Origin of the sequence: Flavobacterium algicola, assembly GCF_022399565.1 — a bacterium.
Taxonomy (GTDB): Bacteria; Bacteroidota; Bacteroidia; order Flavobacteriales; family Flavobacteriaceae; genus Flavobacterium; species Flavobacterium algicola.
The window spans coordinates 1,593,321-1,615,820 of the sequence record NZ_JAJTUT010000001.1; the positions used below are offsets into that span (position 1 = coordinate 1,593,321).

Annotated in this window: 19 protein-coding genes; 12 read left to right on the forward strand and 7 right to left on the reverse strand. The window is 34.0% G+C overall.

Going from position 1 to position 22,500, the window contains the following annotated elements:
* Positions 1 to 7: 7 nt before the first annotated feature.
* From LXH21_RS06815 to truB, 4 genes are read left to right on the forward strand one after another with little or no spacing between them, the layout of a single operon-like run.
* A complete protein-coding gene (locus LXH21_RS06815) occupies positions 8 to 883 on the forward strand; it encodes a cell division protein FtsX (protein ID WP_239863503.1) in 876 nt (291 codons plus the stop codon).
* A 43-nt stretch (positions 884 to 926) separates the two neighbouring features.
* Positions 927 to 1,160, forward strand: coding sequence for a DUF3098 domain-containing protein (locus tag LXH21_RS06820; protein WP_239863504.1), 234 nt, complete (start codon positions 927 to 929; stop codon positions 1,158 to 1,160).
* A 37-nt stretch (positions 1,161 to 1,197) separates the two neighbouring features.
* On the forward strand, positions 1,198 to 2,016 hold the full coding sequence (locus LXH21_RS06825; protein WP_239863505.1) for an undecaprenyl-diphosphate phosphatase: 819 nt from the start codon (positions 1,198 to 1,200) through the stop codon (positions 2,014 to 2,016).
* Positions 2,016 to 2,723 carry a tRNA pseudouridine(55) synthase TruB gene (truB, locus tag LXH21_RS06830; RefSeq protein ID WP_239863506.1) on the forward strand — a complete coding sequence of 236 codons (708 nt, stop codon included), beginning with the start codon at positions 2,016 to 2,018 and terminating at the stop codon, positions 2,721 to 2,723. The genes LXH21_RS06825 and truB overlap by 1 nt, the downstream gene beginning before the upstream one ends.
* A 297-nt stretch (positions 2,724 to 3,020) precedes the next feature.
* On the opposite strand, the gene LXH21_RS06835 is transcribed toward truB, so the two are convergent.
* Together LXH21_RS06835 and LXH21_RS06840 are read right to left on the reverse strand one after the other, a co-directional pair.
* Positions 3,021 to 3,632: a thioredoxin family protein gene (locus LXH21_RS06835; protein WP_239863507.1), complete on the reverse strand. Its 612-nt coding sequence runs from the start codon at positions 3,630 to 3,632 to the stop codon at positions 3,021 to 3,023.
* A 224-nt stretch (positions 3,633 to 3,856) separates the two neighbouring features.
* Positions 3,857 to 4,903, reverse strand: a complete 1,047-nt coding sequence (locus LXH21_RS06840; RefSeq protein ID WP_239863508.1) for an NAD(P)-dependent alcohol dehydrogenase — start codon at positions 4,901 to 4,903, stop codon at positions 3,857 to 3,859.
* A 218-nt stretch (positions 4,904 to 5,121) separates the two neighbouring features.
* Here LXH21_RS06840 and LXH21_RS06845 point away from each other — a divergent pair, with 218 nt between their 5' ends.
* The 4 genes from LXH21_RS06845 to LXH21_RS06860 all read left to right on the forward strand — a co-directional run bounded on the left by LXH21_RS06845 (position 5,122) and on the right by LXH21_RS06860 (position 10,671).
* The gene (locus tag LXH21_RS06845; RefSeq protein WP_239863509.1) at positions 5,122 to 6,474 is read left to right on the forward strand and encodes a M20/M25/M40 family metallo-hydrolase; all 1,353 of its coding nucleotides are present in this window, start codon (positions 5,122 to 5,124) and stop codon (positions 6,472 to 6,474) included.
* Positions 6,475 to 6,714: 240 nt separating this feature from the next.
* Positions 6,715 to 7,422 (forward strand): UMP kinase, encoded by a 708-nt coding sequence (gene pyrH, locus LXH21_RS06850; RefSeq protein ID WP_239863510.1) that lies wholly within the window; start codon positions 6,715 to 6,717, stop codon positions 7,420 to 7,422.
* Positions 7,423 to 7,499: 77 nt separating this feature from the next.
* Positions 7,500 to 8,063: a ribosome recycling factor gene (gene frr / locus LXH21_RS06855; RefSeq protein ID WP_239863511.1), complete on the forward strand. Its 564-nt coding sequence runs from the start codon at positions 7,500 to 7,502 to the stop codon at positions 8,061 to 8,063.
* A 109-nt stretch (positions 8,064 to 8,172) separates the two neighbouring features.
* Positions 8,173 to 10,671 carry a DUF5686 family protein gene (locus LXH21_RS06860; RefSeq protein ID WP_239863512.1) on the forward strand — a complete coding sequence of 833 codons (2,499 nt, stop codon included), beginning with the start codon at positions 8,173 to 8,175 and terminating at the stop codon, positions 10,669 to 10,671.
* Here LXH21_RS06860 and LXH21_RS06865 read toward each other — a convergent pair.
* Both LXH21_RS06865 and LXH21_RS06870 read right to left on the reverse strand, forming a co-directional pair.
* Positions 10,668 to 10,997, reverse strand: a complete 330-nt coding sequence (locus LXH21_RS06865) for a DMT family transporter (RefSeq protein WP_239863513.1) — start codon at positions 10,995 to 10,997, stop codon at positions 10,668 to 10,670. The genes LXH21_RS06860 and LXH21_RS06865 overlap by 4 nt on opposite strands.
* A gap of 4 nt (positions 10,998 to 11,001) precedes the next feature.
* Positions 11,002 to 13,275 carry a cation:proton antiporter gene (locus LXH21_RS06870; protein ID WP_239863514.1) on the reverse strand — a complete coding sequence of 758 codons (2,274 nt, stop codon included), beginning with the start codon at positions 13,273 to 13,275 and terminating at the stop codon, positions 11,002 to 11,004.
* Positions 13,276 to 13,454: 179 nt separating this feature from the next.
* On the opposite strand from LXH21_RS06870, the gene LXH21_RS06875 reads away from it, so the two are divergent.
* The 4 genes from LXH21_RS06875 (at position 13,455) to LXH21_RS06890 (ending at position 20,304) form a co-directional block, all read left to right on the forward strand.
* A complete protein-coding gene (locus LXH21_RS06875) occupies positions 13,455 to 15,842 on the forward strand; it encodes an efflux RND transporter permease subunit (protein WP_239863515.1) in 2,388 nt (795 codons plus the stop codon).
* Positions 15,843 to 16,057: 215 nt separating this feature from the next.
* A complete protein-coding gene (locus tag LXH21_RS06880) occupies positions 16,058 to 18,682 on the forward strand; it encodes an MGH1-like glycoside hydrolase domain-containing protein (protein ID WP_239863516.1) in 2,625 nt (874 codons plus the stop codon).
* A 244-nt stretch (positions 18,683 to 18,926) separates the two neighbouring features.
* Positions 18,927 to 19,502: a YciE/YciF ferroxidase family protein gene (locus LXH21_RS06885; RefSeq protein WP_239863517.1), complete on the forward strand. Its 576-nt coding sequence runs from the start codon at positions 18,927 to 18,929 to the stop codon at positions 19,500 to 19,502.
* Between the two features lie 94 nt (positions 19,503 to 19,596).
* Positions 19,597 to 20,304, forward strand: coding sequence for a DUF72 domain-containing protein (locus LXH21_RS06890; RefSeq protein WP_239863518.1), 708 nt, complete (start codon positions 19,597 to 19,599; stop codon positions 20,302 to 20,304).
* Between the two features lie 45 nt (positions 20,305 to 20,349).
* On the opposite strand, the gene LXH21_RS06895 is transcribed toward LXH21_RS06890, so the two are convergent.
* The 3 genes from LXH21_RS06895 to LXH21_RS06905 form a co-directional block, all read right to left on the reverse strand.
* Positions 20,350 to 20,850 carry a pyridoxamine 5'-phosphate oxidase family protein gene (locus LXH21_RS06895; protein WP_239863519.1) on the reverse strand — a complete coding sequence of 167 codons (501 nt, stop codon included), beginning with the start codon at positions 20,848 to 20,850 and terminating at the stop codon, positions 20,350 to 20,352.
* A gap of 192 nt (positions 20,851 to 21,042) precedes the next feature.
* Positions 21,043 to 21,561 (reverse strand): hypothetical protein, encoded by a 519-nt coding sequence (locus tag LXH21_RS06900; protein ID WP_239863520.1) that lies wholly within the window; start codon positions 21,559 to 21,561, stop codon positions 21,043 to 21,045.
* A gap of 40 nt (positions 21,562 to 21,601) precedes the next feature.
* On the reverse strand, positions 21,602 to 22,180 hold the full coding sequence (locus LXH21_RS06905) for a BON domain-containing protein (RefSeq protein WP_239863521.1): 579 nt from the start codon (positions 22,178 to 22,180) through the stop codon (positions 21,602 to 21,604).
* Positions 22,181 to 22,500 lie beyond the last annotated feature (320 nt).

Consider the following 22,500-nt stretch of genomic DNA (forward strand, 5'->3'; position numbering starts at 1 on the left):
ACACACTATGAGTTCTTCATTTGATAAGTTTCAAAAACGCAGATTAATTTCTTCTTATTTTTCAGTTGTGCTAAGTATATTCTTGGTTTTGTTTCTGTTAGGGACCCTTGGTCTTTTCATTATCAATTCTCAAAAACTAGCAGATGATTTTAAGGAAAAAATCGCCATGACTATATTTTTCAAAAACAAAGCTACTGATGCGGAATTAAAAGCTTTTGGTGCAGAACTGAAAAAAGCGCCTTTTGCTAAATCATCGGTTTTTGTAACTAAAGATGAAGCTGCTAAACAACATACAGATATTATTGGTGAAGATTTTTTAACCTTTTTGGGCGAAAACCCTTTGCAGAATTCGTATGATATCCATTTTAAAGCGGCTTATGTAGAACGTGATAGTATTGCGGCAATCGAAAAAGAGTTTAGGCTTAACAAACAAATTGATGATATTGTTTATGACAAACAACTTGTTAACTTGGTAAATGATAATATTAAAAAAGTAAGTATGTGGATTCTAATCATCAGCTGCTTTTTGACTTTTATAGCAGTTTTACTTATTAATAGCTCTCTACGTCTTTCTATTTATTCGAACAGATTTATCATCAAAACCATGCAGATGGTAGGAGCTACCAAATCTTTTATTAGAAAACCGTTTGTAATGCGTAGTGTGAAACTTGGGGTTATCGGTGCAACATTGGCCATCATCGCTCTAATTGCGATGCTAACTTATGTTCAATCAAACTTTCCTGAACTTGAAATTCTTGAAAACAAAGCATTAATTGGGATTGTGTTTGCTGCTGTTATGGCAATGGGAATTTTGATCACTTGGATCAGTACTCATTTTGCAACACAACGTTTCTTAAACTTAAGAACAGACGATTTATATTAATAGTAGAATTATAATCGAAAGATAAAAAAAGACAAACGACAGCATGATGGAAGAAAATAAATCAGAATTTTTATTTGATAATGTAAATTACAAAATCCTATTGGTAGGAGTGGGGGTTATTGCCTTAGGCTTTATTTTGATGTCTGGTGGAGGTAGTGATGATCCAACTGTTTTTAACGAAGAAATATTTAATTTTAGAAGAATTCGATTAGCACCTACTACGGTCTTAATTGGCTTTGGTATTACTGTTTTTTCAATACTTAAAACACGTAAGTAGTTACTTTTATCTCTTCTCACTATTTTAAATATCATTAATGAATACATTACAAGCAATTATCCTTGCGATTGTCGAAGGACTTACGGAATACTTACCAATTTCTTCTACAGCTCACATGGGTTTTACAGCCTCTCTCCTAGGAATGGAAGAGACGGAATTCTTAAAAATGTTTCAAGTATCAATACAATTTGGAGCAATATTATCAATTGTTGTCTTGTATTGGAAGAAATTTTTTGACTTCAAAAATTTTAATTTCTACATAAAATTAGTGTGCGCAGTAATTCCAGCTTTGGTTTTGGGTTATCTTTTTGATGATGCAATAGAGGCAGTTCTAGGAAATCAAATAGCAATATCTACTGTTTTGGTGCTAGGCGGTGTCGTTCTTTTGTTTGTAGATAATTGGTTTAAAAATCCAGTAATACTTGACGAAAAAGACATCACTGTAAAAAAAGCAGTAATCATTGGTTTCTGGCAATGTCTTGCTATGATGCCTGGAACTTCGCGTTCTGCAGCCTCGATTATTGGTGGTATGACGCAAGGGTTAAGTAGAAGAGCGTCTGCTGAATTTTCATTCTTTTTGGCTGTTCCTACGATGTTGGCAGTTACAGTATATTCTGTGTTTGTAAAAACATGGGGAAAAGGAACGGTTACCGAAATGAAAGGTTACGAGATGATTATGCAAGATGATAGTCATATACAACTATTTATTTTGGGTAATGTTTTGGCATTTATTGTTGCCCTGATTGCAGTGAAGACATTTATAACTGTTTTGACTAAATATGGTTTCAAATTTTGGGGTTGGTACCGAATTGTTATCGGTATTGGATTATTGATCTATTTTTATACTACTAAATAATGGACACATTAACTCCAGAAGAGTACTTAACCGGACAAATATTGTTGATAGACAAACCATTAAAGTGGAGTTCTTTTCAGGCAGTTAATAAATTAAAGTACGCTTTGATAAATACAATCGGCTTGCCAAAGAAATTCAAAATTGGGCATGCAGGAACTTTAGATCCGCTTGCTACTGGTTTGTTAATTGTTTGCACGGGAAAATTTACTAAGAGAATTACTGAAATTCAAGCTCAAGCCAAAGAATACACAGGAACTTTTTATATTGGTGCAACTACACCATCATATGATTTGGAAACAGAAGTTGATCAAGAATTTCCGACTTCACATATCGATGAAGCATTAATTCACGAAACAGTAAAGCAATTTTTAGGCGAAATTGATCAAATTCCTCCGATCTATTCGGCAATTAAGAAAGACGGTGTTCGACTTTATGAGCATGCTCGTGCAGGGGAAACAGTCGAAATTGCTTCTAGGAAAACGACCATACACGAATTTGAAATTACACGGATAGCATTACCAGAAATTGACTTTAGAGTGACTTGCAGTAAAGGGACTTACATTCGATCATTAGCTTTTGATTTTGGTAAAGCTATGCAGTCAGGATCACACCTAACGGCTTTGCGAAGAACTAAGATTGGAAACTATGATGTTGACGATGCGATTGATGTAGAATTATTCGAAGAAAACTTAAAAAATCTTCAATAATAGCTATAAAAATTTCACGATTTGAGTTTTGTATGCCAAAGCTCAAATCGTGAATAGATTAAGACTACATTAACTATCAAATCCCTTGATAGATTAATAATGTGACATACGTTCATTTCCAAATAGAAAACGAGAAAGCATATCATACATTTTTTCGAATAATTTTTTCATGACGATATTTTTTAATTGTTAAACAATAATTAAATACACATAAAAATCAAATAGGAAATGATAGACTTGATTGGGAATCACTAAGTTACGTAATTTATTTAATAAATTTTGAATTATAACTATTTTTTAACTCAACTCAAATTCCATCATTGTAGTGGCAATTTCATTTTGAATAGATTGCCCTTTGTCATGCAAATACCATAACTGTAAATTGGTTTTGGCAGTTTCATCGAGTACGCCATGCGTTTTTTTGTATTCTTGAATTAGTTTAGTTGCTCCTTCTGGTCTAGGCCCCCAGTGCACTAATACTTCTGTAGTTTCTTGATCGATAATAATTAATTTCGGAATCGCTTTTGTGCCCTTGGTCAAAAAGAGTTTCATTAATTCCTCGTTTTCATCACGCAGTACAATCTTCAAATCTATTTTACCTTCAGAGGCTGTTGCTAGCTTGTCTATTACGGGTAATATTTGTGCAGCATCTCCACACCAACCTTCTGTAATCACCAACCAAATGTATTCCTTTTGTAGACTTTTCATTTTGTTGTTTGACTCATGATTCAATCTCACGGTTTTATCCAATCGATTCATTCTCGTGTCGTTTAGGTGACTATAATTGGTAAGATCTTCTGTTTGTTCTTGGGCAGTAGATTTATTTTCTATAAGTAAATCAGAGACTAATTTGCGGTACTCTAAGTAAGAATGGCTGTTGAATAATGCTTTTGCAATTACTGTCTTCATAGTTCAATTTTTTATTTTAGTAAATTTAGCAGAAATAGTACGAACTAGTAATGATAATAATCATTAGCGCTAATCATAAATATGTTTTAGGCTAATAAAATAAATAATCGCTAGTCAAAGCTTGTAATATCTCTGAAAACAACAACCCCAAAACAACTTGAAAAAGTCATTTTGGGGTTGCTAGATGTTATGAATAATAAAGTAAAATTACTTTATTTCAACTTTTATTTCAATGATGCCATATCAATTACAAAACGATATTTCACATCGCTTTTATTCATACGATCGTAAGCTTCATTGATATAATTCATATCGATTACTTCAACATCTGATGTAATGTTATGCTCTGCACAATAATCAAGCATTTCTTGAGTCTCTGCAATACCGCCAATTAAACTTCCCATGATGCTTCTACGTTTCATTACCAAAGTAGCAGCAGGAATAATAGCTGGAGAATTAGGAATACCTACAATGATCATTGTACCATTTGTGTTCAATAAGTTTAAGTATGCATTGTAGTCGTGCTCTGCAGATACAGTATTCAAAATCACATCAAATTTACTTGCAAGTGATGCCATTACTTCTTCATTTGATGTCAAAGCAAAATGATGTGCTCCTAACTTTTTAGCATCTGCCTCTTTAGATGGCGAGTGGCTTAGCATGGTTACTTCTGCACCAAAAGAAGCTGCAAATTTTACTGCCATATGTCCTAGACCTCCAAGTCCTAAAACAGCAACTTTATGTCCTTTACCCACTTTTAAATAACGTAGTGGAGAGTAAGTTGTGATTCCAGCACATAATAAAGGTGCAACTCCAGATAATTCTAATTTATCAGATACGTGCAAAGTATAATTTTCATCAACAGTAATACTAGTAGAATATCCGCCATAAGTTGGTATAGTTGTTCCTCTTTCGTAACTATTGTATGTTCCTGTCATACCTTCGTCACATAACTGCTCGTCACCTGCTTGACAACTAGGACATGTTCTGCAAGAATCTACAAAACATCCTACTCCTGCAAGTTCTCCAACTTTAAATTTAGATACACCACTACCAACTGCTGTAATTCTACCTACAATTTCGTGACCTGGTACCAATGGGTAAATAGCTGGTCCCCAATCCCCTTTTGCTGTATGTATATCTGAGTGACATACTCCACTATAAAGGATCTCTATTTGAATTTCTTTTTCGCCAATTTCTTTTCTTTCGAAAGTAAATGGTTTTAAAGGGGTTTCTGCATCGTATGCTGCATATGCTTTTATTTCTGTCATGATATCTTAATTTATTTAAAAGGCAAAATTACAAAACGATAGTGCGTTAATTGTTAAGAAATATGTAAATGAGTAAGCTCTCATTGCGAATTCCTATAACTGTTTGATAATCCTAGTTGTAAAATGGTAGCGTTTAAACAACTCCTAAATTTTCTTCAGAACCTTATTCTTCCTCTTTTTTTACTTATTTTTATTTCTAAAATAAAATTCTTCATAAAATGAAACATATCACTACTTTATTTATTTGCTCTCTTCTATTTGTGACTCAAACTAATTTTGGTCAAATTACTCAGGAAGATCCCGAAATAACAAAAATGATTTCTGAAATAAAGGCAGATAACCTTGAAATCACTGTAAAAAAATTAGTTTCTTTTGGAACCCGACATACTTTGAGTGATACCAAAAGTAAAACGCGCGGTATTGGTGCGGCGCAACAATGGGTGAAATCTGAATTTGAAAAATACGCATTAGAATCTGGAGGTAGGTTAACATCAATCATCGATTATTTTACCGTAAAAGCAGATGGAAAACGCATCGCTACTGATAGTCAATTAGGGAATGTGATGGCGACTTTAAAAGGAACGGATCCTTCTGATAATCGAGTACTTATAATAAGCGGTCATCTAGATTCACGTGTTACAGATGTTATGGATGCAAAATCGGATGCTCCAGGAGCAAATGACGATGGTTCTGGTGTAGCGGCCATGATGGAACTGGCTAAAATTATGAGTAAAAGAGCTTTTCCTTATTCAATAATTTTTGTTGCAGTAACAGGTGAGGAGCAAGGCTTGTATGGGGCACGTCATCTTGCAGAGGTTGCCAAAAAAGGAAATTGGAATATAATTGCGATGCTAAATAATGATATGATTGGTAATAGCTTATCAAGTGGTACAAAGTTACGCGACAATACGCAAGTACGTGTCTTTAGCGAAGCCACACCATATTTAGAAACTAATGAGGAGGCCAAAATGCGTGTACTTACAAATAGAGATAATGACAGTCCGTCAAGACAACTTGCCCGATATATCAAGGCAACTACCAATCAATATGTAGCACAACTTGATATCAATCTAGTCTATAGAAATGATCGCTTTTTACGTGGTGGAGATCATACTCCCTTTAGTCAAAATGGATTTACAGCCATTCGCTTTTGCGAGATGAATGAAAATTTTGACCACCAACACCAAGACTTACGTACTGAGGATAATATAAAATATGGCGATTTACCCGAATTTATGGACTTTGAATATTTGAGAAAAGTTGCAGCGTCAAATTTGGCCACATTAGCAAATTTGGCAGGAGCTCCAAATGCTCCTCAAAATGTGGGTATCGAAGTTAAAGACCTTACAAATTTTTCTACACTAACGTGGACAGCCTCAAAGACGACTAATGTTTATGGTTACCAGATATTAATTAGAGAGACATCTGACAATAGTTGGCAGAAAGCAGTCTTTGTAAAAGATACTAAAGCTACTATACCTTATTCGAAAGACAATTTTTTGTTTGCTGTACAAGCAATTGATGAATTGGGTCACGCAAGTTTACCAGTTTTTCCTATTCCTATTCGCTAAAAACGCATAAAATAGAATAGATTAAATTGTAAACACATCATCTTGTAAAATAATTTTATGTTTTTCCATGGAAATATTTACATTATCAATGAACGTAAGGAAAGGGTAAATTGGTATGTTGTCAGGATTGGTGCTCTAATGCAAATCAATAAAATAGGAACTTAATTTGTAATAATTATGCATCCCTATTTCAAAAAAAAAGAATATTACTATATTTGCACCAAACAACTCAACAAACTCATGAAATATAAAAGAATTCTTCTGAAATTAAGTGGTGAAGCTCTAATGGGAGATAAGCAATACGGAATTGATCCTGTGAGATTGGCCGAATACGCTGAAGAAATCAAAAAGATCCACAATAAAGGAGTAGAAATCGCCATCGTTATTGGTGGAGGAAACATCTTTAGAGGAGTTGCTGGTGCAAGTGCGGGTATGGATCGTGTACAAGGAGATTACATGGGGATGCTAGCCACTATAATAAATGGTATGGCTTTGCAAGGTGCTCTTGAAGACAAAGGGATCTTAACTAGGTTACAAACAGCTTTAAAAATTGAAGCAATTGCAGAACCTTATATCAAACGTAGAGCAGTACGTCACCTTGAGAAAGGTAGAATCGTAATTTTTGGTGCAGGAACAGGGAACCCATACTTTACTACAGATACAGCGGCAGTATTAAGAGGTGTTGAGATTAATGCAGATGTTATTTTAAAAGGAACTAGAGTAGACGGTGTTTATGACTGTGATCCTGAGAAAAATGATAGTGCTATTAAGTTTGATACTATTTCATTTGAAGACGTTCTTAAAAAGGGATTAAATGTAATGGATACAACAGCCTTTACTTTAAGTCAAGAAAATAAATTACCAATTGTCATTTTTGATATGAACAAAATAGGTAATCTTGAAAAAATTTGTAACGGAGATAACATAGGAACAGTAGTAAACGTATAGTTTATAATGTTATTTTAAGATCATGACAATGATGCTTAAAATGGCAAATGATTCCACAAAAAATAAAACTCAAAAAGATGACTGAAGAAATAGATTTTATATTAGACAGCGCAAAAGAATCAATGGAAGGTTCTATTACACACTTAGAGAAAGAATTTACAAATATTCGTGCGGGAAAAGCTTCACCTGCAATGATAGGAAGTGTTTTTGTTGATTACTACGGTTCTTCAACACCACTTTCTCAGGTTGCAAAAATAAGCACGCCAGATGCTAGAACAATTACCTTACAGCCTTTTGAAAAAAATATGTTGCATCCTATAGAAAAAGCAATTATGATTGCTAATCTAGGATTCAATCCAATGAATAATGGAGATTTAATCATCATCAGTGTTCCGCCTTTGACAGAAGATAGAAGACGTGATTTGGCTAAACAAGCCAAGTCTGAAGCTGAGGATGCTAAGATCGGTATTAGAAATTCACGTAAAGATGCTAATAACGATATTAAAAAATTAGAAAAAGATGGTACTTCTGAGGATGTTTGTAAAAGTGCAGAAGATGAGGTTCAAATTTTGACTAACAACTACATCAAAAAAATTGATGAATTGTTGGTAGTTAAAGAAGCTGAAATAATGAAAGTATAATCATTTTCAAACTATTTATTAAAAGTCCGTTTACACTGTAGACGGACTTTTTTATTCTATTTTTGCCATAACAAATTGACGTCCTTTACGTTTGATTAGAAACTTTTTTATGAAATATTTTTATTTCTTTCTTTTATTTACTTCATTAACCCTACAAGCACAAGTGCGAATAAGTGGTGTTGTGAAAAATGCAGAGACGAGCAAAGGACTTCCGTTTGCTACGATAACTTTCGATACTAATCATAAAACTATAACAGACGTAGATGGGAAATTTGCGGTAACCATCCCAACATCCAACCCTGTCTTTGAGGCTTCTTATATTGGGTATACAACTACGCAGCATATTATTACGGGCAGCGTTAGCTATTATCTTGTCAATCTCCTACCTAAGACCACCGCTCTAGAGGAAGTACTTAGTAACAATATCAATCCTGCGACACTAATAATAAAGAAAGCTATAGCATCAAAAGAGGCAAATAATCCAAAGGTGAAGCTTAATAGTTTTGAATTTAAATCATATAATAAGCTATTAGTAAGTGCACATCCAGATTCGATAGTCGGAAAATTAGATTCAATTTTTATTCAGAAAAGGCGCGGACTTATTTTTCAAAAAGTAGATTCCACAAAGTTTAAATTCAAAGAAGTAATTGACAAACACCATCTTTTTCTAACAGAAAAAGTGTCAAATTTTCAATATAAAGACAATGCTTTAAAAGAAACTATTTTGGGGACAAAAATGGCGGGATTAAAGCAGCCTATTTATGAAATTATTGGATTTAACTTGCAGTCGTTTTCTGTCTATGATGAACGATATGAGTTATTTGAAACCAAATATAGTAGTCCATTATCCAAAAATGCACTTAAAGAATACAGTTATAAATTGCTCGACACTTTAGAAATAGAGGGCAGAATGACATATATGGTTCACTTTAAAAACAAGAAGAAGAGTAAGGCTGCAGGTTTAGAAGGAATTTTATATATAGACAAAAGTAGTGCTGCTGTCGCAAAGGCAGTAATGAGAATTAAAGGTGTTTTAGACATCAGTGGCACGCATGAGTTTGAGTATGTTCCTCAGGAAAAGATGTGGTTTCCTATTTCGAAAAAATTCAGGATTGTAAAGGGTAAAAATGACGATGATATCAAAATATTAGGAGGGACTATTCAGTTTGATGGTGATTTTGAAGACAACCTATCAACAAGAGAAAAACAGCCATCCGATTATGTATACGTAACCTCAGAAACTGATAATTTTGACTTTCGGTTTAATGCACCTTTAACTGTCAAGAAATCATTTGTTAGCATTGAAATTAAAGACAATGCACTGAATAAAACCGAAGACTTTTGGGATAAATACCGTAAAGATTCTTTGGATGTAAGGGAGCAAAAAACTTATCTGGCTCTGGATAGTTTGTTTTTAAGAAAGCGATTGGAGAGTAAAATTCGTTTTGGACGAAAAGTATATAATGGATATTTACCTTTAGGCTTTTTTGATTTGGACTTGCGCAGAATATTTCGTTACAACAATTACGAAGGCTTTCGTTTGGGTTTTGGTGGTGTAACAAATGAACGTTTTTCAAAAATAATTAAGATCGACGGATACTCCGCCTATGGTACGAAAGATGGTGCATTCAAATACCATTTGGGAGCTGCAGTGCGCGTTGGTAAGTTTTCTAATTCGTGGATTGGAGCTTCATATACAGATGATGTAGGTGAGATTGCAAGTACTACTTTTGCCATCGATAAAAAGCCGTTTAAACTCTATGATCCAAGACCAATCAACATAAGTACTTTCTACAACTATGTGAGTTATAAATCTTATATTGAGACTGCTATCATTCCTAAAACGGAAAGTATTTGGGAATTGTCACATACAGAGGTTTTACCGAAATTTGATTATGTATACAATCTGAATAACCGACTTTATACTTACTATCAAATGACAACGGCCAAGGTATCTTTGCAGTGGAATCCTTTTAGTGACTATATGCAAACACCAACTGGACGAATTGAAATAGAAAAGCGTTTTCCTAAATTCACTTTTCAAATTACAAAAACGCTGCCCAAAGCTTTTGAAAATGATTTTGAATTTACCAAATTTGATTTTAAAACAGAGTATGAAAAGAAATACTTAAATGGTCAAAAAACCAATTTACTTTTTCAAGGAGGGTATGCGTTAGGAGATGTGCCATTAACTCATTTGTACAATACTTCACCAAATAATATTACTAAAGAAACGATCATACAGAGGATAACATTTGCTGGTAAAAATAGTTTTGAAACCATGTATTTTAATGAGTTTTTCTCTAGTGAGTTTGCATTTTTTCAATTCAAACACAGCTTCAATAGACTGAAATTATTTTCGAAAGTGAAGCCTTCTTTGGTTTTGGTGTCACGTATGGCTTGGGGTAATTTGGACAAGCCGGAGCAACACCTCGGTTTGAATTATAAAACGCTAAATGAAGGCTACTTTGAATCTGGAATAGAACTTAATCAAATATTGAGTGGATTGGGATTAACGGCATTTTACCGCTATGGTCCTAATCAATTACCAAATTTTGAAGACAATATTGCAGTAAAACTTAGTTTTGTTATAAATATTGGTCTCTAGTGGCTAGATACCGCCTTTAGCCCGATTATTGACATAATTAAAGTTGATAAGAAAAATACACGCCAAAAAGTTGCGGGTTCTTTAAATACCAATATTCCCACCAAGACTGTTCCAACTGCGCCAATGCCGGTCCATACTGCATATGCTGTGCCTATAGGTAATACTTGAGTAGCTTTGTACAGTAAAATCATGCTCACGGTTAAAGAAGCTAAAAATCCGATAATCCAGTAAGTCGATTCCATGCCTGTAGTCTCTTTTGCCTTGCCTAAACATGATGCAAATGCTACTTCAAACAAACCGCCAATAATCAATAAAATCCAACTCATTTTTTTAAGGTTTAATAATTAATACAGAAGGAACATCATCCAACCATTCGTTATCAGAATCTAAGATTGTTTTCCAACTTGCCAAACTAATTAACATTAAATCCTGCTGTTGTAGCAAATCAACAGACATTCCTTTCTCATTAATTACTTCAATATTATCGGGGTATTTTTGTAAAAGCGAAGCAATAGCACTTTGAATTACAAAATTATTTTTGACATACCCGTTCATATCAAGAACTGTAATTTTACTGTGATTATTGTAGATTAATTTCTGTACAAAATCAATCAAAATAGTATCGTCAGATTTCAAAATCGGTACAAATACTTGATTTGCATCTTGTAAATCATTGTCGATTAAAATACCCAGCGGCTTTTTTGTCTTAGCAACAATTTGGCGCGTTCTTTCGTCAAAGGGAGAATTTTCGAACAGACCTTCTTTTCCTTTAAATTTATCAATCAATCTGTCTGGATTAATTATTCGGGTTGTAAAACCAATAACTTTCCCCAACAAGGTTCCTTCAAATATTGATTTTCCCAAACCTACCAATAGCAAATCATAATCACCATGATTGGCAACATCTGCAATCTCAGACTCTATGTCATTGGTAACTCTAAATAAAGAGTCAACGTTTGCTCCTAAAAGATTAGATTCTTCAAAAATAGGTTCGAAACTTTCCTTTTCTATTTCCTCTCGATTGAAGGAATGTAATTCATCACTTTGCGTTAGGTGCATTGCAGTAATAACAGAAGACTTTTTTTGTTTTTTGGTTAAGCTATGGGCCAGTCGAAGTAACGATTTCCCTTTTTCATTATTTCCAAATGAGATTAGAACTCTATAGGTATCATCGTCTGTAATTTCCTCTATCTCAGATTCTTTTTTATACTTAAAAATAAAATTGAGCAAATCCAATGCGGGCCCAGTCATAAAAGTAGTCACCAATGCCATGATAACCATCATAGTAAATACTTCTGGCGTTAAAACTTTTAATTCCAAACCAATGTTTAAAACGATTAACTCCATCAAACCACGGGTATTCATCAATGCACCAATCGTTAAGCTGTCATGCCAGTTTTGACCAACAAATTTTGCGGCAAGTGCACTACCAATAAATTTTCCTATAACTGCAACTGCTATGATTGCACCCGTTATCTTCCAGAGATAAGCGTCATTGATTAATCCTACTTGCGTATTAAGTCCGGTAAACACAAAAAACAATGGGAGTAAAAGTATAACGGCTACATCTTCAATTTTTTCGATAAAAATCATTCTAAACTTTGAGATGTCGGGCATAATTGCACCCATCATAAAAGCACCAAAGAGCGCGTGAATTCCAATTACCTCTGTGGCATAAGATGACATTATTAAAATCAGGAAGAAGATGGCAATTAAAGGTTTTCCAATATTTTCTTTTTCGGCATATAAATCTCCAATTCTTTTTAAGAATGGCTTTACGATAAATATCATCGCCAAAACATACACTAAAGCAAGTGAGATAACATATAAAGAACCAACAAAATCGCCAGCTTTTACGATCGCAATAACAACAGCAAGCAAGCACCATGCAGTAATGTCATCGGCCGCAGCGCAGGTGATGACGATGGCACCCAATCTTGTTTTATGAATTCCACGTTCCTGTACGATGCGCGCCAATACCGGAAAAGCAGTAATGCTCATGGCGATTCCCATAAACAAACTAAATGAAAGAAACTCGACTCCCACGGGAGCAAATTGGTCATAAACAAAGTACGACAACCCAATCCCCATAGCAAACGGAATAATGATACTTGCATGACTTATGACTATCGCCTCGCTAGCTTTGTTTTTGAGCACCTTCATGTCTAATTCCATTCCGATAACAAACATGAATAAAATCAATCCAATTTGACTCAAAAACTTTAAGTTACCGAGCGATGCAGCTGGAAATAAGGCAGCAGAAAATTCGGGAAAATACATACCCACTAGCGATGGACCTAAAACAATTCCAGCGATGATTTCGCCAATTACAGTTGGTTGGCCTATTTTTTTAAAAATCCAGCCGAATAATCTGGCTGTCAAAATAATCATTACTATTTGTGCCAAGAGGATGGCCAGAGGGTCTTGAAAATTTTCTAGCATTGAATGAATGAAGTCACTCCAAGAGTCACCTGATGCTTTAATAGTAACCGCGGCATCTTTCTTTTCTAGCAAAGTTCCTTGGTTGATTATCCAGTAAATTAGCGCAGAGAAACCTCCAGTAACTCCCAAATAAAACAGTGTATTTCTGTATTTTTTTAACATGTGATATTTTTTATTTGCCTTCACAAAGATGCTAAATTCTATAATATGTTTTACATCTTGAAAATTACTTTTTTAAAGAATTTTACTGGTTTAAAAACACTAAAATTATTCTAAAGTTTACAAATAAATTGCTCTGCTACTAGTGTTTTTATTACCTTTGGCCTCATTTTAAATCACATATGAAAAAACTCTTTAAAGTAGGTTTCTGGGAATTTATTGCCCGAATCGTACTTAAAAACAGACTTGCCATTCTTGGCCTTATCTTATTGATAACTATATTACTTGCTTATCAATGGAAAAACATTCAATTTTCATTTACCGAAGCTACTCTTTTACCAGAAAATAATAGCGTCAATACAGAATACAATGCTTTTCTCGACAAATTTGGAGAAGAAGGAAACTTAATTGTTGTTGGTGTTAAAGACGAAGCGTTTTTTACTCCCAAAGTTTTTGAAGCTTGGACTAAATTGATGACTGAAATTAAAGCACAAAAGCAAATTGATTTGGTTGTGTCTGTAAATGACTTAAAACAACTCAAGAAAAATGATTCGCTTCAAACTTTTGAGATGGTTTCATTTGTTGACCCTTCCAAAACAAATTCACAAGAGTATCTAAATTCGATAAAAAAGGATTTACTTCAGAATATGCCATTTTACGAAGGATTACTCTATAGTAAAAAGAATGGTAGTTTGCGTTCTGCTATTTACATGAATAAGGATGTCGTCAATACAGCAGGTCGTAAGGATTACATAGTCAATGATTTTCTTCCAAAAATCAAGGCATTTGAGAAAGAAACGGGTGTTGATTTGCGCGTGTCGGGTATGCCGTATATTCGAACATTAAATGCACTAAACATTCTTAACGAAATTAGTTTATTTATTGGTGTCTCTTTATTAATAACATCTATCATTTTCTTTTTCTTCTTTCGATCCTTTAGGGCCACAACGATTGCGATTTTGATTGTTGTTGTTGGGGTAATGTGGACCTTTGGACTGCTAGGATTGTTCAATTACCATATCACGGTGCTTACGGCCTTGGTACCAACTTTGGTGATTGTTATCGGAATCCCAAACTGTATTTTCTTGACCAACAAATACCAGCAAGAATATGTTTTACATGGTAATAAAGCCAAAGCACTGCAAAGAGTTATAACAAAAGTAGGTACCGCTACCTTGATGACCAATTTGACCACCGCTGCTGGTTTTGCAACCTTTGTTATTACAAGTAGTCAACTGCTAAAAGAGTTCGGAATAATTTCGTCATTAAGTATCATGGCATTATTCTTTTTGTGCTTGATTACAATTCCTATTTATTACAGCTATCAACCTGTACCTAAGGCCAAGCATTTAAAGCATTTAAACCGAAACTATACCAAATTTTTCATGGAATGGATTGAGAAAATGGTCAAGTACAATCGACGTTACGTTTATGCGGTAGCTATTGTTCTGTTTATAGTAAGTAGTTTTGGTGCGGTCAAAATTCAAACCTCTGGGAGTATGATTGAGGACATGCCTCATGATACTGACTTTTTTAAGGATATTGTTTTTTTTGAAAAAGAATTCAATGGAGTTATGCCGCTAGAAATTATGGTTGATACTAAGAGGAAAAAAGGAGTGATGAAGTCGTCTACTTTAAAGAAAATGGACGAGTTGCAAAAGGTTATCGATTCTATTCCAGAATTATCTAAACCTATCTCCATTGTCAATTTGGTGAAGTATTCGAAACAAGCATACTACAATGGTAATCCCGATTATTACGAACTACCAAGTTCGCAAGAACAAAGTTTTATTCTGAGTTATGCCAAAAATGCGACAAAAAACACAAAAGAAAATATAATGAAAAGTTATGTTGATGCCGATGGACAAACGGCACGCATCACTACTTTTATGAAAGATATTGGCACAGGAAACATGGCCAAAATTGAAGACGAATTATTGGCGAAAACTAATAAAATATTCCCAAAGGAACGCTACAATGTGATAATGACTGGTAAAGCTTTGGTCTTTGAAAAGGGGACTAAATACTTACTAGACAATTTGGTTTCTTCATTGCTCTTTGCAGTGTTTTTGATTTGTATGCTTATGGTTTTTATGTTCCGATCCTTCAAAATGGTGGTTGTATCATTGATTCCAAATTTACTGCCATTAATGATTACCGCAGGATTAATGGGGTACTTCGGTATTCCTCTTAAGCCATCAACTATATTGGTATTTAGTATCGCATTTGGACTCTCTGTAGATGATACGATTCACTTCTTAGCACAATATCGTCAAGAACTTACCAATAATAATTGGAAGATAAAAAAATCAGTTTTCGCAACTTTAAAAGAAGCTGGACTTAGCATGTTTTATACATCTGTAGTTTTATTTGCAGGATTTTCAGTGTTTCTGCTTTCCGATTTTGGAGGTACAGTCGCACTTGGAGGATTGATTGCAATGACACTTTTATTTGGTATGTTGTCCAATTTATTATTGTTGCCATGTCTGGTGCTGACTTTAAACAAATCTTTGGCCAATAAGCAGGAGTTCAAAGAACCTACAGTAGATGTAATTGCAAAACCAGATTAATAATAAAACTTCAAAATAAAGTAGTACTATTAGTTTAAATATAATTAATAGTACTTTTTTTTTAGAACTATAAAAAAGGGTATAACTTTTTTTTCGAATTAAGGAATACTAAACGCATATCGAGTAACTTGTTTAAAAAATAGTTACTTTAGACCTAAGACTAGCAGTTAGACTGTAGTTTTATAAATAGATTTTAAATACTTGAATGACAGAATATGACCAATAATACCACTTCTGAAGTAGAAAGATTAGCCATTGACGATACCTACAAAAATTGGAAAAAATGGGGGCCTTATTTAGCCGAAAGACAATGGGGTACTGTTCGTGAAGATTATAGTGAAGATGAAAATGCATGGGAATTTATCAATCATGATAAAGCCCGCAGTAATGCCTATAGATGGGGTGAAGAGGGCATTGGAGGTTATTGTGATTCTCGTGAAATCTTATGCTTGGCTCCTGCATTTTGGAATGGTAAAGATCCAATTTTAAAAGAAAGGTTGTTTGGACTAACAAATAATCAAGGGAATCATGGAGAAGATGTCAAAGAACTTTATTTTCATCAAGTTTCGTCTCCAACACATTCGTATAGCAAATATTTATACAAATATCCGCAAAGAGAATTTCCGTATTCGGAGTTAATCGAGAAAAACCGACGTAGTAGAGAAGAGTCAGAATACGAAATTATCGATACAGATAGTTTTAAAAACAATGCCTATTTTGACTGTTTTATCGAATATGCCAAAGCCGATGTAGATGATATTTTGATGAAAGTCACTGTCATTAACAGAGGTAAAAAGGCAGCTGATATTCATGTATTGCCACATCTTTGGTTTCGTAATTTTTGGAAGCACAATCAGAAATTTACGCGTCCTAGTATGAAAACTTTGACAGATAACAGTATTCATTCTCGAAGCAGTCGAAATGGAAACTATTACTTTTATCATGAAAAGGGTGAGCAGCTATTTTGCGAAAATGAGACGAACAATGAACGTATATACAACTCACCAAATGAGGTTGATTATGTAAAAGACGGTATAAATAATCACGTTGTAGACGGAATGCCTACTGTAAATCCTGAAAAAAACGGTTCTAAAGTTGCTGTATGGCATAAGATGAAGCTGAAAGCAGGAGAAGAAAGAACGATAAGAGTACGCCTTAGTAAAAAGGTAGTGGAAGATCCTTGGACAAATTTTGATTCAATTTTTACTAAAAGAATTGAGGAATGTGAGGCATTTTATGATGGTGTAATAAAAAAGGATATTCCTAAGCATCGTCAAGAATTGGCCAAGAAAGCTTTTTCGGGTTTGCTATGGACAAAACAGTTCTATTACTATGATGTACACAAGTGGTTTTTTGGAGGAGCGAGCGAAGAAGCTTCGAATAGACCCCCTACACGAAATTTTAGCTGGCAACATTTAAATAACCGACATGTAATATCTATGCCTGATAAGTGGGAATATCCATGGTATGCAGCTTGGGATTTGGCTTTTCACATGGCAGCCTTTGTAGAAATAGATCCCTATTTTGCCAAAGAACAATTACTTCTTGTGTTGCAAGATGGTTATATGCATCCAAATGGTCAAATTCCCGCATACGAGTGGAACTTTAGCGATGTAAATCCACCAGTGCACTCATGGGCAGTTTGGAATATATATGATAAGGATAAGACCAAGACAGGAACAGGTGATACACAATTTCTTGAAAGAGCTTTTCAAAAGTTATTACTGAACTTTACTTGGTGGGTAAATCAAAAAGATAAAAGTGGTACAGACCTTTTTGAAGGTGGATTTTTAGGTCTCGATAATATTGGGGTTTTTGATCGTAATCACATGCCCGAAGGCATTACTCGAATGCAGCAAGCAGATGCAACAAGTTGGATGGCGATGTTCTCCTTAAACATGTTGCGTATGTCTTTGGAGTTAGCTAAGACAAATAAGGTTTATGAGGACTCGGTTATTAAGTTCTTTAGACACTTTTTGAATATTGCGTGGGCAATGCATCATATTGGTAAAAAGGACATTTCTCTTTGGGATGATCAAGATAATTTTTATTATGATGTTGTCGAAATGTCAAGTGGTACAACTGACTTGTTAAGAGTTCGCTCATTAGTAGGTATTATTCCTTTGTTTGCTGTTGAAATTATTCATAAAGATTTGTTTGAGGAGTTAAATAAATTTAGAGTTCGAGCTGCAGAGATTGTTAAAACACGTCCTGACTTAGCTTCTTTAATTTCAAATATAGATAAGACCAATGAGGATGGTAATTATCTATTTTCGGTTATGAGAGGATTCAGGCTAGAACATCTTTTGGCTCGTTTACTTGACGAAAAAGAATTTTTATCAGATTACGGAATTCGTTCTTTGTCTAAATACCATGAAGAGCATCCATTCGTATTTAAGCATCACGGAGATCACCATATCCAGTATGAGCCTGGCGAAAGTCGTTCTAATATGTTTGGAGGAAATTCTAACTGGCGTGGTCCAATATGGATGCCATTAAATTATATGATAATTCAGTCATTGCGTAAGTACTACACTTTTTATGGTCCTACATATGTGTACGAGTTCCCAACAGGTTCTGGTGTAAAAATGAATTTAAAACAAATTGCAAACGAGTTGAGTAAGCGATTGATCAAATTATTCGAACCAAATCAAAAAGGAAAGTTTCAGTATCATTCTGATGATGCAAATAATCTTTTTACGAGAGATGAACATTTTAGAGATGAGCATTTCTTTTATGAGTTCTTTGATGGAGACAGTGGTAAAGGATTAGGCGCATCACACCAAACAGGTTGGACAGCACTTATAGCCAATTTAATTCTCGAATTGGATGAAGACTAAATAATTATCAAATAACAATTAAAAAAATTCCCGTCTTTTGGCGGGAATTTTTTTTGCATACAAATGATAGTATAATTGGGCTACTGCTCTATTCTGTAATCACTATTGCATTCTTACTTGTTGCTTAACAGTTATTAGTAAATTGATAAATGTTTAAAATGTAAATTTACAACAGAATTCTGTAAGATTATTTTTGATACAACTTCTTAATTTTGAATATGTTAATCAACTAAATTTATTCGTTATGAAGACTACAGAAAAAAAAGAAAAAGACACAAGCAAGAAAGCTGCTGCTAAGAAAGGAACTATCAAAGCTAAATCAAGTGCCGCTTCAGGTTTAAATGATTTATTTGAAGATTCTTTAAAAGATATCTATTGGGCTGAAAAAGCATTGACAAAAGCAATTCCTAAAATGGTTAAAAATGCAACTAGTGAAGAACTAATTGACTCTTTGAATAGCCACTTGACAGAAACAGAAGAGCAAGTAAAACGCCTAGAAAAAGTGTTTGAAATCATCGGTAAAAAAGCAACTGCAAAAAAATGTGATGCTATGGCCGGCCTAATTGAAGAAGGTAAAAGCATTATGGAAGAAACGGAATTAGGCGTAGTGCGTGACGCTGGTATCATAGCTGCGAGTCAAAAAATAGAACACTATGAAATTGCAACTTACGGAACGTTAAGACAATTTGCAGAAACATTAGGCTTTGCAGAAGCGGCAACATTATTAGAACAAACCTTAGATGAGGAAAAAGGTGCCGATTTAAAATTGACCGAAGTAGCTGTAAGTGCTGTAAATATTGAAGCTGCTGAAGCAGAATAAACAGCTTGTAAAAAGTATAAGAAGTGCGATTTTTTAAATTGCACTTTTTTTTGTTCGATTTTTGAAAAAGAAATAGCATTTAAAAAACCAACCAATGGAAAATCAACTAATAATAGGTTGCTCCAGTTTTTACAATCGGTTATGGAAAGGTATTTTCTATCCTGAAGAGCTGCCATCAAAAGACTGGTTTAGTTATTACTGTAAACAATTTAACAGCTATGAGTTTAACGGTAGTTTTTATAAGTTTCCAACTGCTCGAGTACTTGGAAATTGGTATGAAAAAACACCTGATAATTTTATATTTTCGATCAAAGCTCCAAAAGAAATCACACATGTTCGGAAAATGGTTATGTGCGAAGATATAATTGCATCATTTTATGAAATTCTCCAGAATAATTTAAAAGAAAAATTGGGACCCATATTGTTCCAATTTCCTCCTAGTTTTACTTATAATCCAGAACGACTGCAACTTATTTTGACTAGTCTCAATACTGATTTTAAAAATGTAGTTGAGTTTCGCCATGAAAGTTGGTGGAAAGAAGAAGTATATGCAGCTCTGGCCAAAATGAAAATCACGTTCTGTAGTGTGAGTCACCCAAATGTTCCAAATACAATTATCAGCAACGGTGCTTTTATTTATGTTCGTTTTCATGGAAATCCCAAACCGTTTTACTCCAGCTATTCTAGTAAAGAATTGCAAGAAATTAAAATACAATTGCAAGGTAAAGAAGCATACGTATATTTTAATAATACAGCAAGTATTTCAGGAATTCTAAATGCCTTAGATTTCAAAGTGTTATAAAGAAAAAGGAGAGTCAGTATGTTTAGTACCAACTCTCCTTGTATTTTAAAGTTTTAAATTTCCTTCAATTCCATCATCCATTGTCTGTCCTGTAACAAATGCGGTTGTCATTTTGGCCATTGCAACGATTCTATTGTGCTTATTGTTCCAATAATAACCTTCTTTTGGAACCACCTTAATAACACTCAAATTTGGATCGTCTGAACCTTCGGGCATCCAGACCTTAACAATTGGAGTGAATAATTCTTTGATTAAATCGCGATCATAACTTATAGTGGCGTGACCATGTATTGTTAAAAACTGATTTTGTGGTTCAGAGAAGAAAAGCTCCACTTTAGGGTTTTGCAAAATCTCTTCGTTTTTCTCGCTAGTTTTATCAGATAGAAACCACAAGTTTCCTTCGTCGTCAATTTTTTGAGCAGACATTGGTCTAGAATTTAATTTGTCACCATTGTAAGTACAAAACATACATGTTTTGATGTCTTCTGCTAAATCTTTTATTTTCTCTGCTGCTGATGCGTTTGTTAAGTCTTTATGATCTCCCATGATTTTATGTATTTTATTAATAATTCGTTGATTAATAGGTATGTAAAGTTCTATTTTTAAAGCTCATTTTGGTTATACAATTTTTTATTTAATTTATGAGATTTCAATTTTACCTAATAATATCATTTGTTATAAAAAGGAAAAGTACAGCTTTGCTGTGCTTTTTATGTAAAAAATTTTAAAGAAATTTTACTACGATCTGTCCTCTTCTAAATCGTTATGATTGTCTCCTCCCAAACTGTAATAATTATTTTCTTCATCTTCGCTACCAATGTTTTCTTGTTGATCATCCAGCTCCGCACCTGGAACATCTAAATCTGCTCCAGTTTTATCCTCTGTAAAGTCGATTTCATTTTTCATATATGGAATATCATCCGTCGCTTTCTTTTTAGAAATATCTTCAGGGTCAATACCAGCTTCCTTTACTCCTTGTTGGTAAATATCTTCAGATGCTGGATAGTCTTGAAGATCTGCAAAGTTGGTATTGTCTTCTGTTTTTTGAACCAATTCGCTGCTGTGCGTTGCAGAGTATTCGGCTAATAATTCTTGCAGCGATTTGTAATAATCGTCTAATCCTTGAACAGCATCATCTACACCTTTGGGTGCATTTTTTGACATTTCGGGTATGTACTTTGCCAATTCAGGAAAATTTGCTTCTATTCTTGCTGTTATTTCGGCTATATTTTGACTTAATTCAGATGTAGTTTTCATATTGTAGTATTTTGTGATTAATTATCGATTTAATATTCTACTAAAAAATTTGATTAGTACTAATTTGTATTTCATTTTTAACGATCCAAATTCCTTCAGTATTCCAAGCAATCCTGCCGATTTCTTCTTTTTGATTCCATGACGATACAGTTCCTGTAAGTGTAGCTGCCGTTTCGGTGACTTTGACTTTTATTGCATTATGAAGTTGTGAGAAAGCGGTAGCGATAGCTTTCTCTATATAGGAGCGTTGTATCTCGTCATTTGATTTTAATTTAATTGTAATGCAATTGGTCACGTCCGCAATCCCAGAAATACCTTCAAGAACTTTTTGAGTTGCTTCTACTTGACAATTGCAAGAAAGCTCTCCTTTTAATGTGATCCACCCATTTTTTACTTCTAGATTTAAAAGAGCATCAGGAATCCAGTGATTTAATTTCAATGCTCTTAGAACTTCATTTGCAAGAATGTCATCTGACTTCGTTATAGCAGCTGAAAAACTATCAACAATTTTACCGCTGTTTTGTACTATTGTTTTTTGAGCAACCTCTGTAGTAAAGGGTAGGTTTTTCCAGGTTATATTTTGGCTACCATTCAGGTTTAATTGTCCATTATTTTTCATCGCTAGCTCGTTAAGGCGGTTGGTAATTAATATGAAATAAAGGTAGCGTGATAGTAGAAGCTGGTTCTTATATAGTTATGTTGAAAAATTATATTATTTGAATATGGAATTAGATCGAAATTTATGCAATATCTCCTTAACTAATTAATAGCTCTATAGATAGGAGCGCTGTAAACTTGATTCTGCCTATTAAAAAGGTTGATTTGGAAAATTATACAGTAGTAAATTTTTACAAATTGTATATTAGATTTTATTTCGAAAATAAAAAGATATAACACCTAACCCAAATACCATCTTAAAAATAACTTCAAAAGATTTAT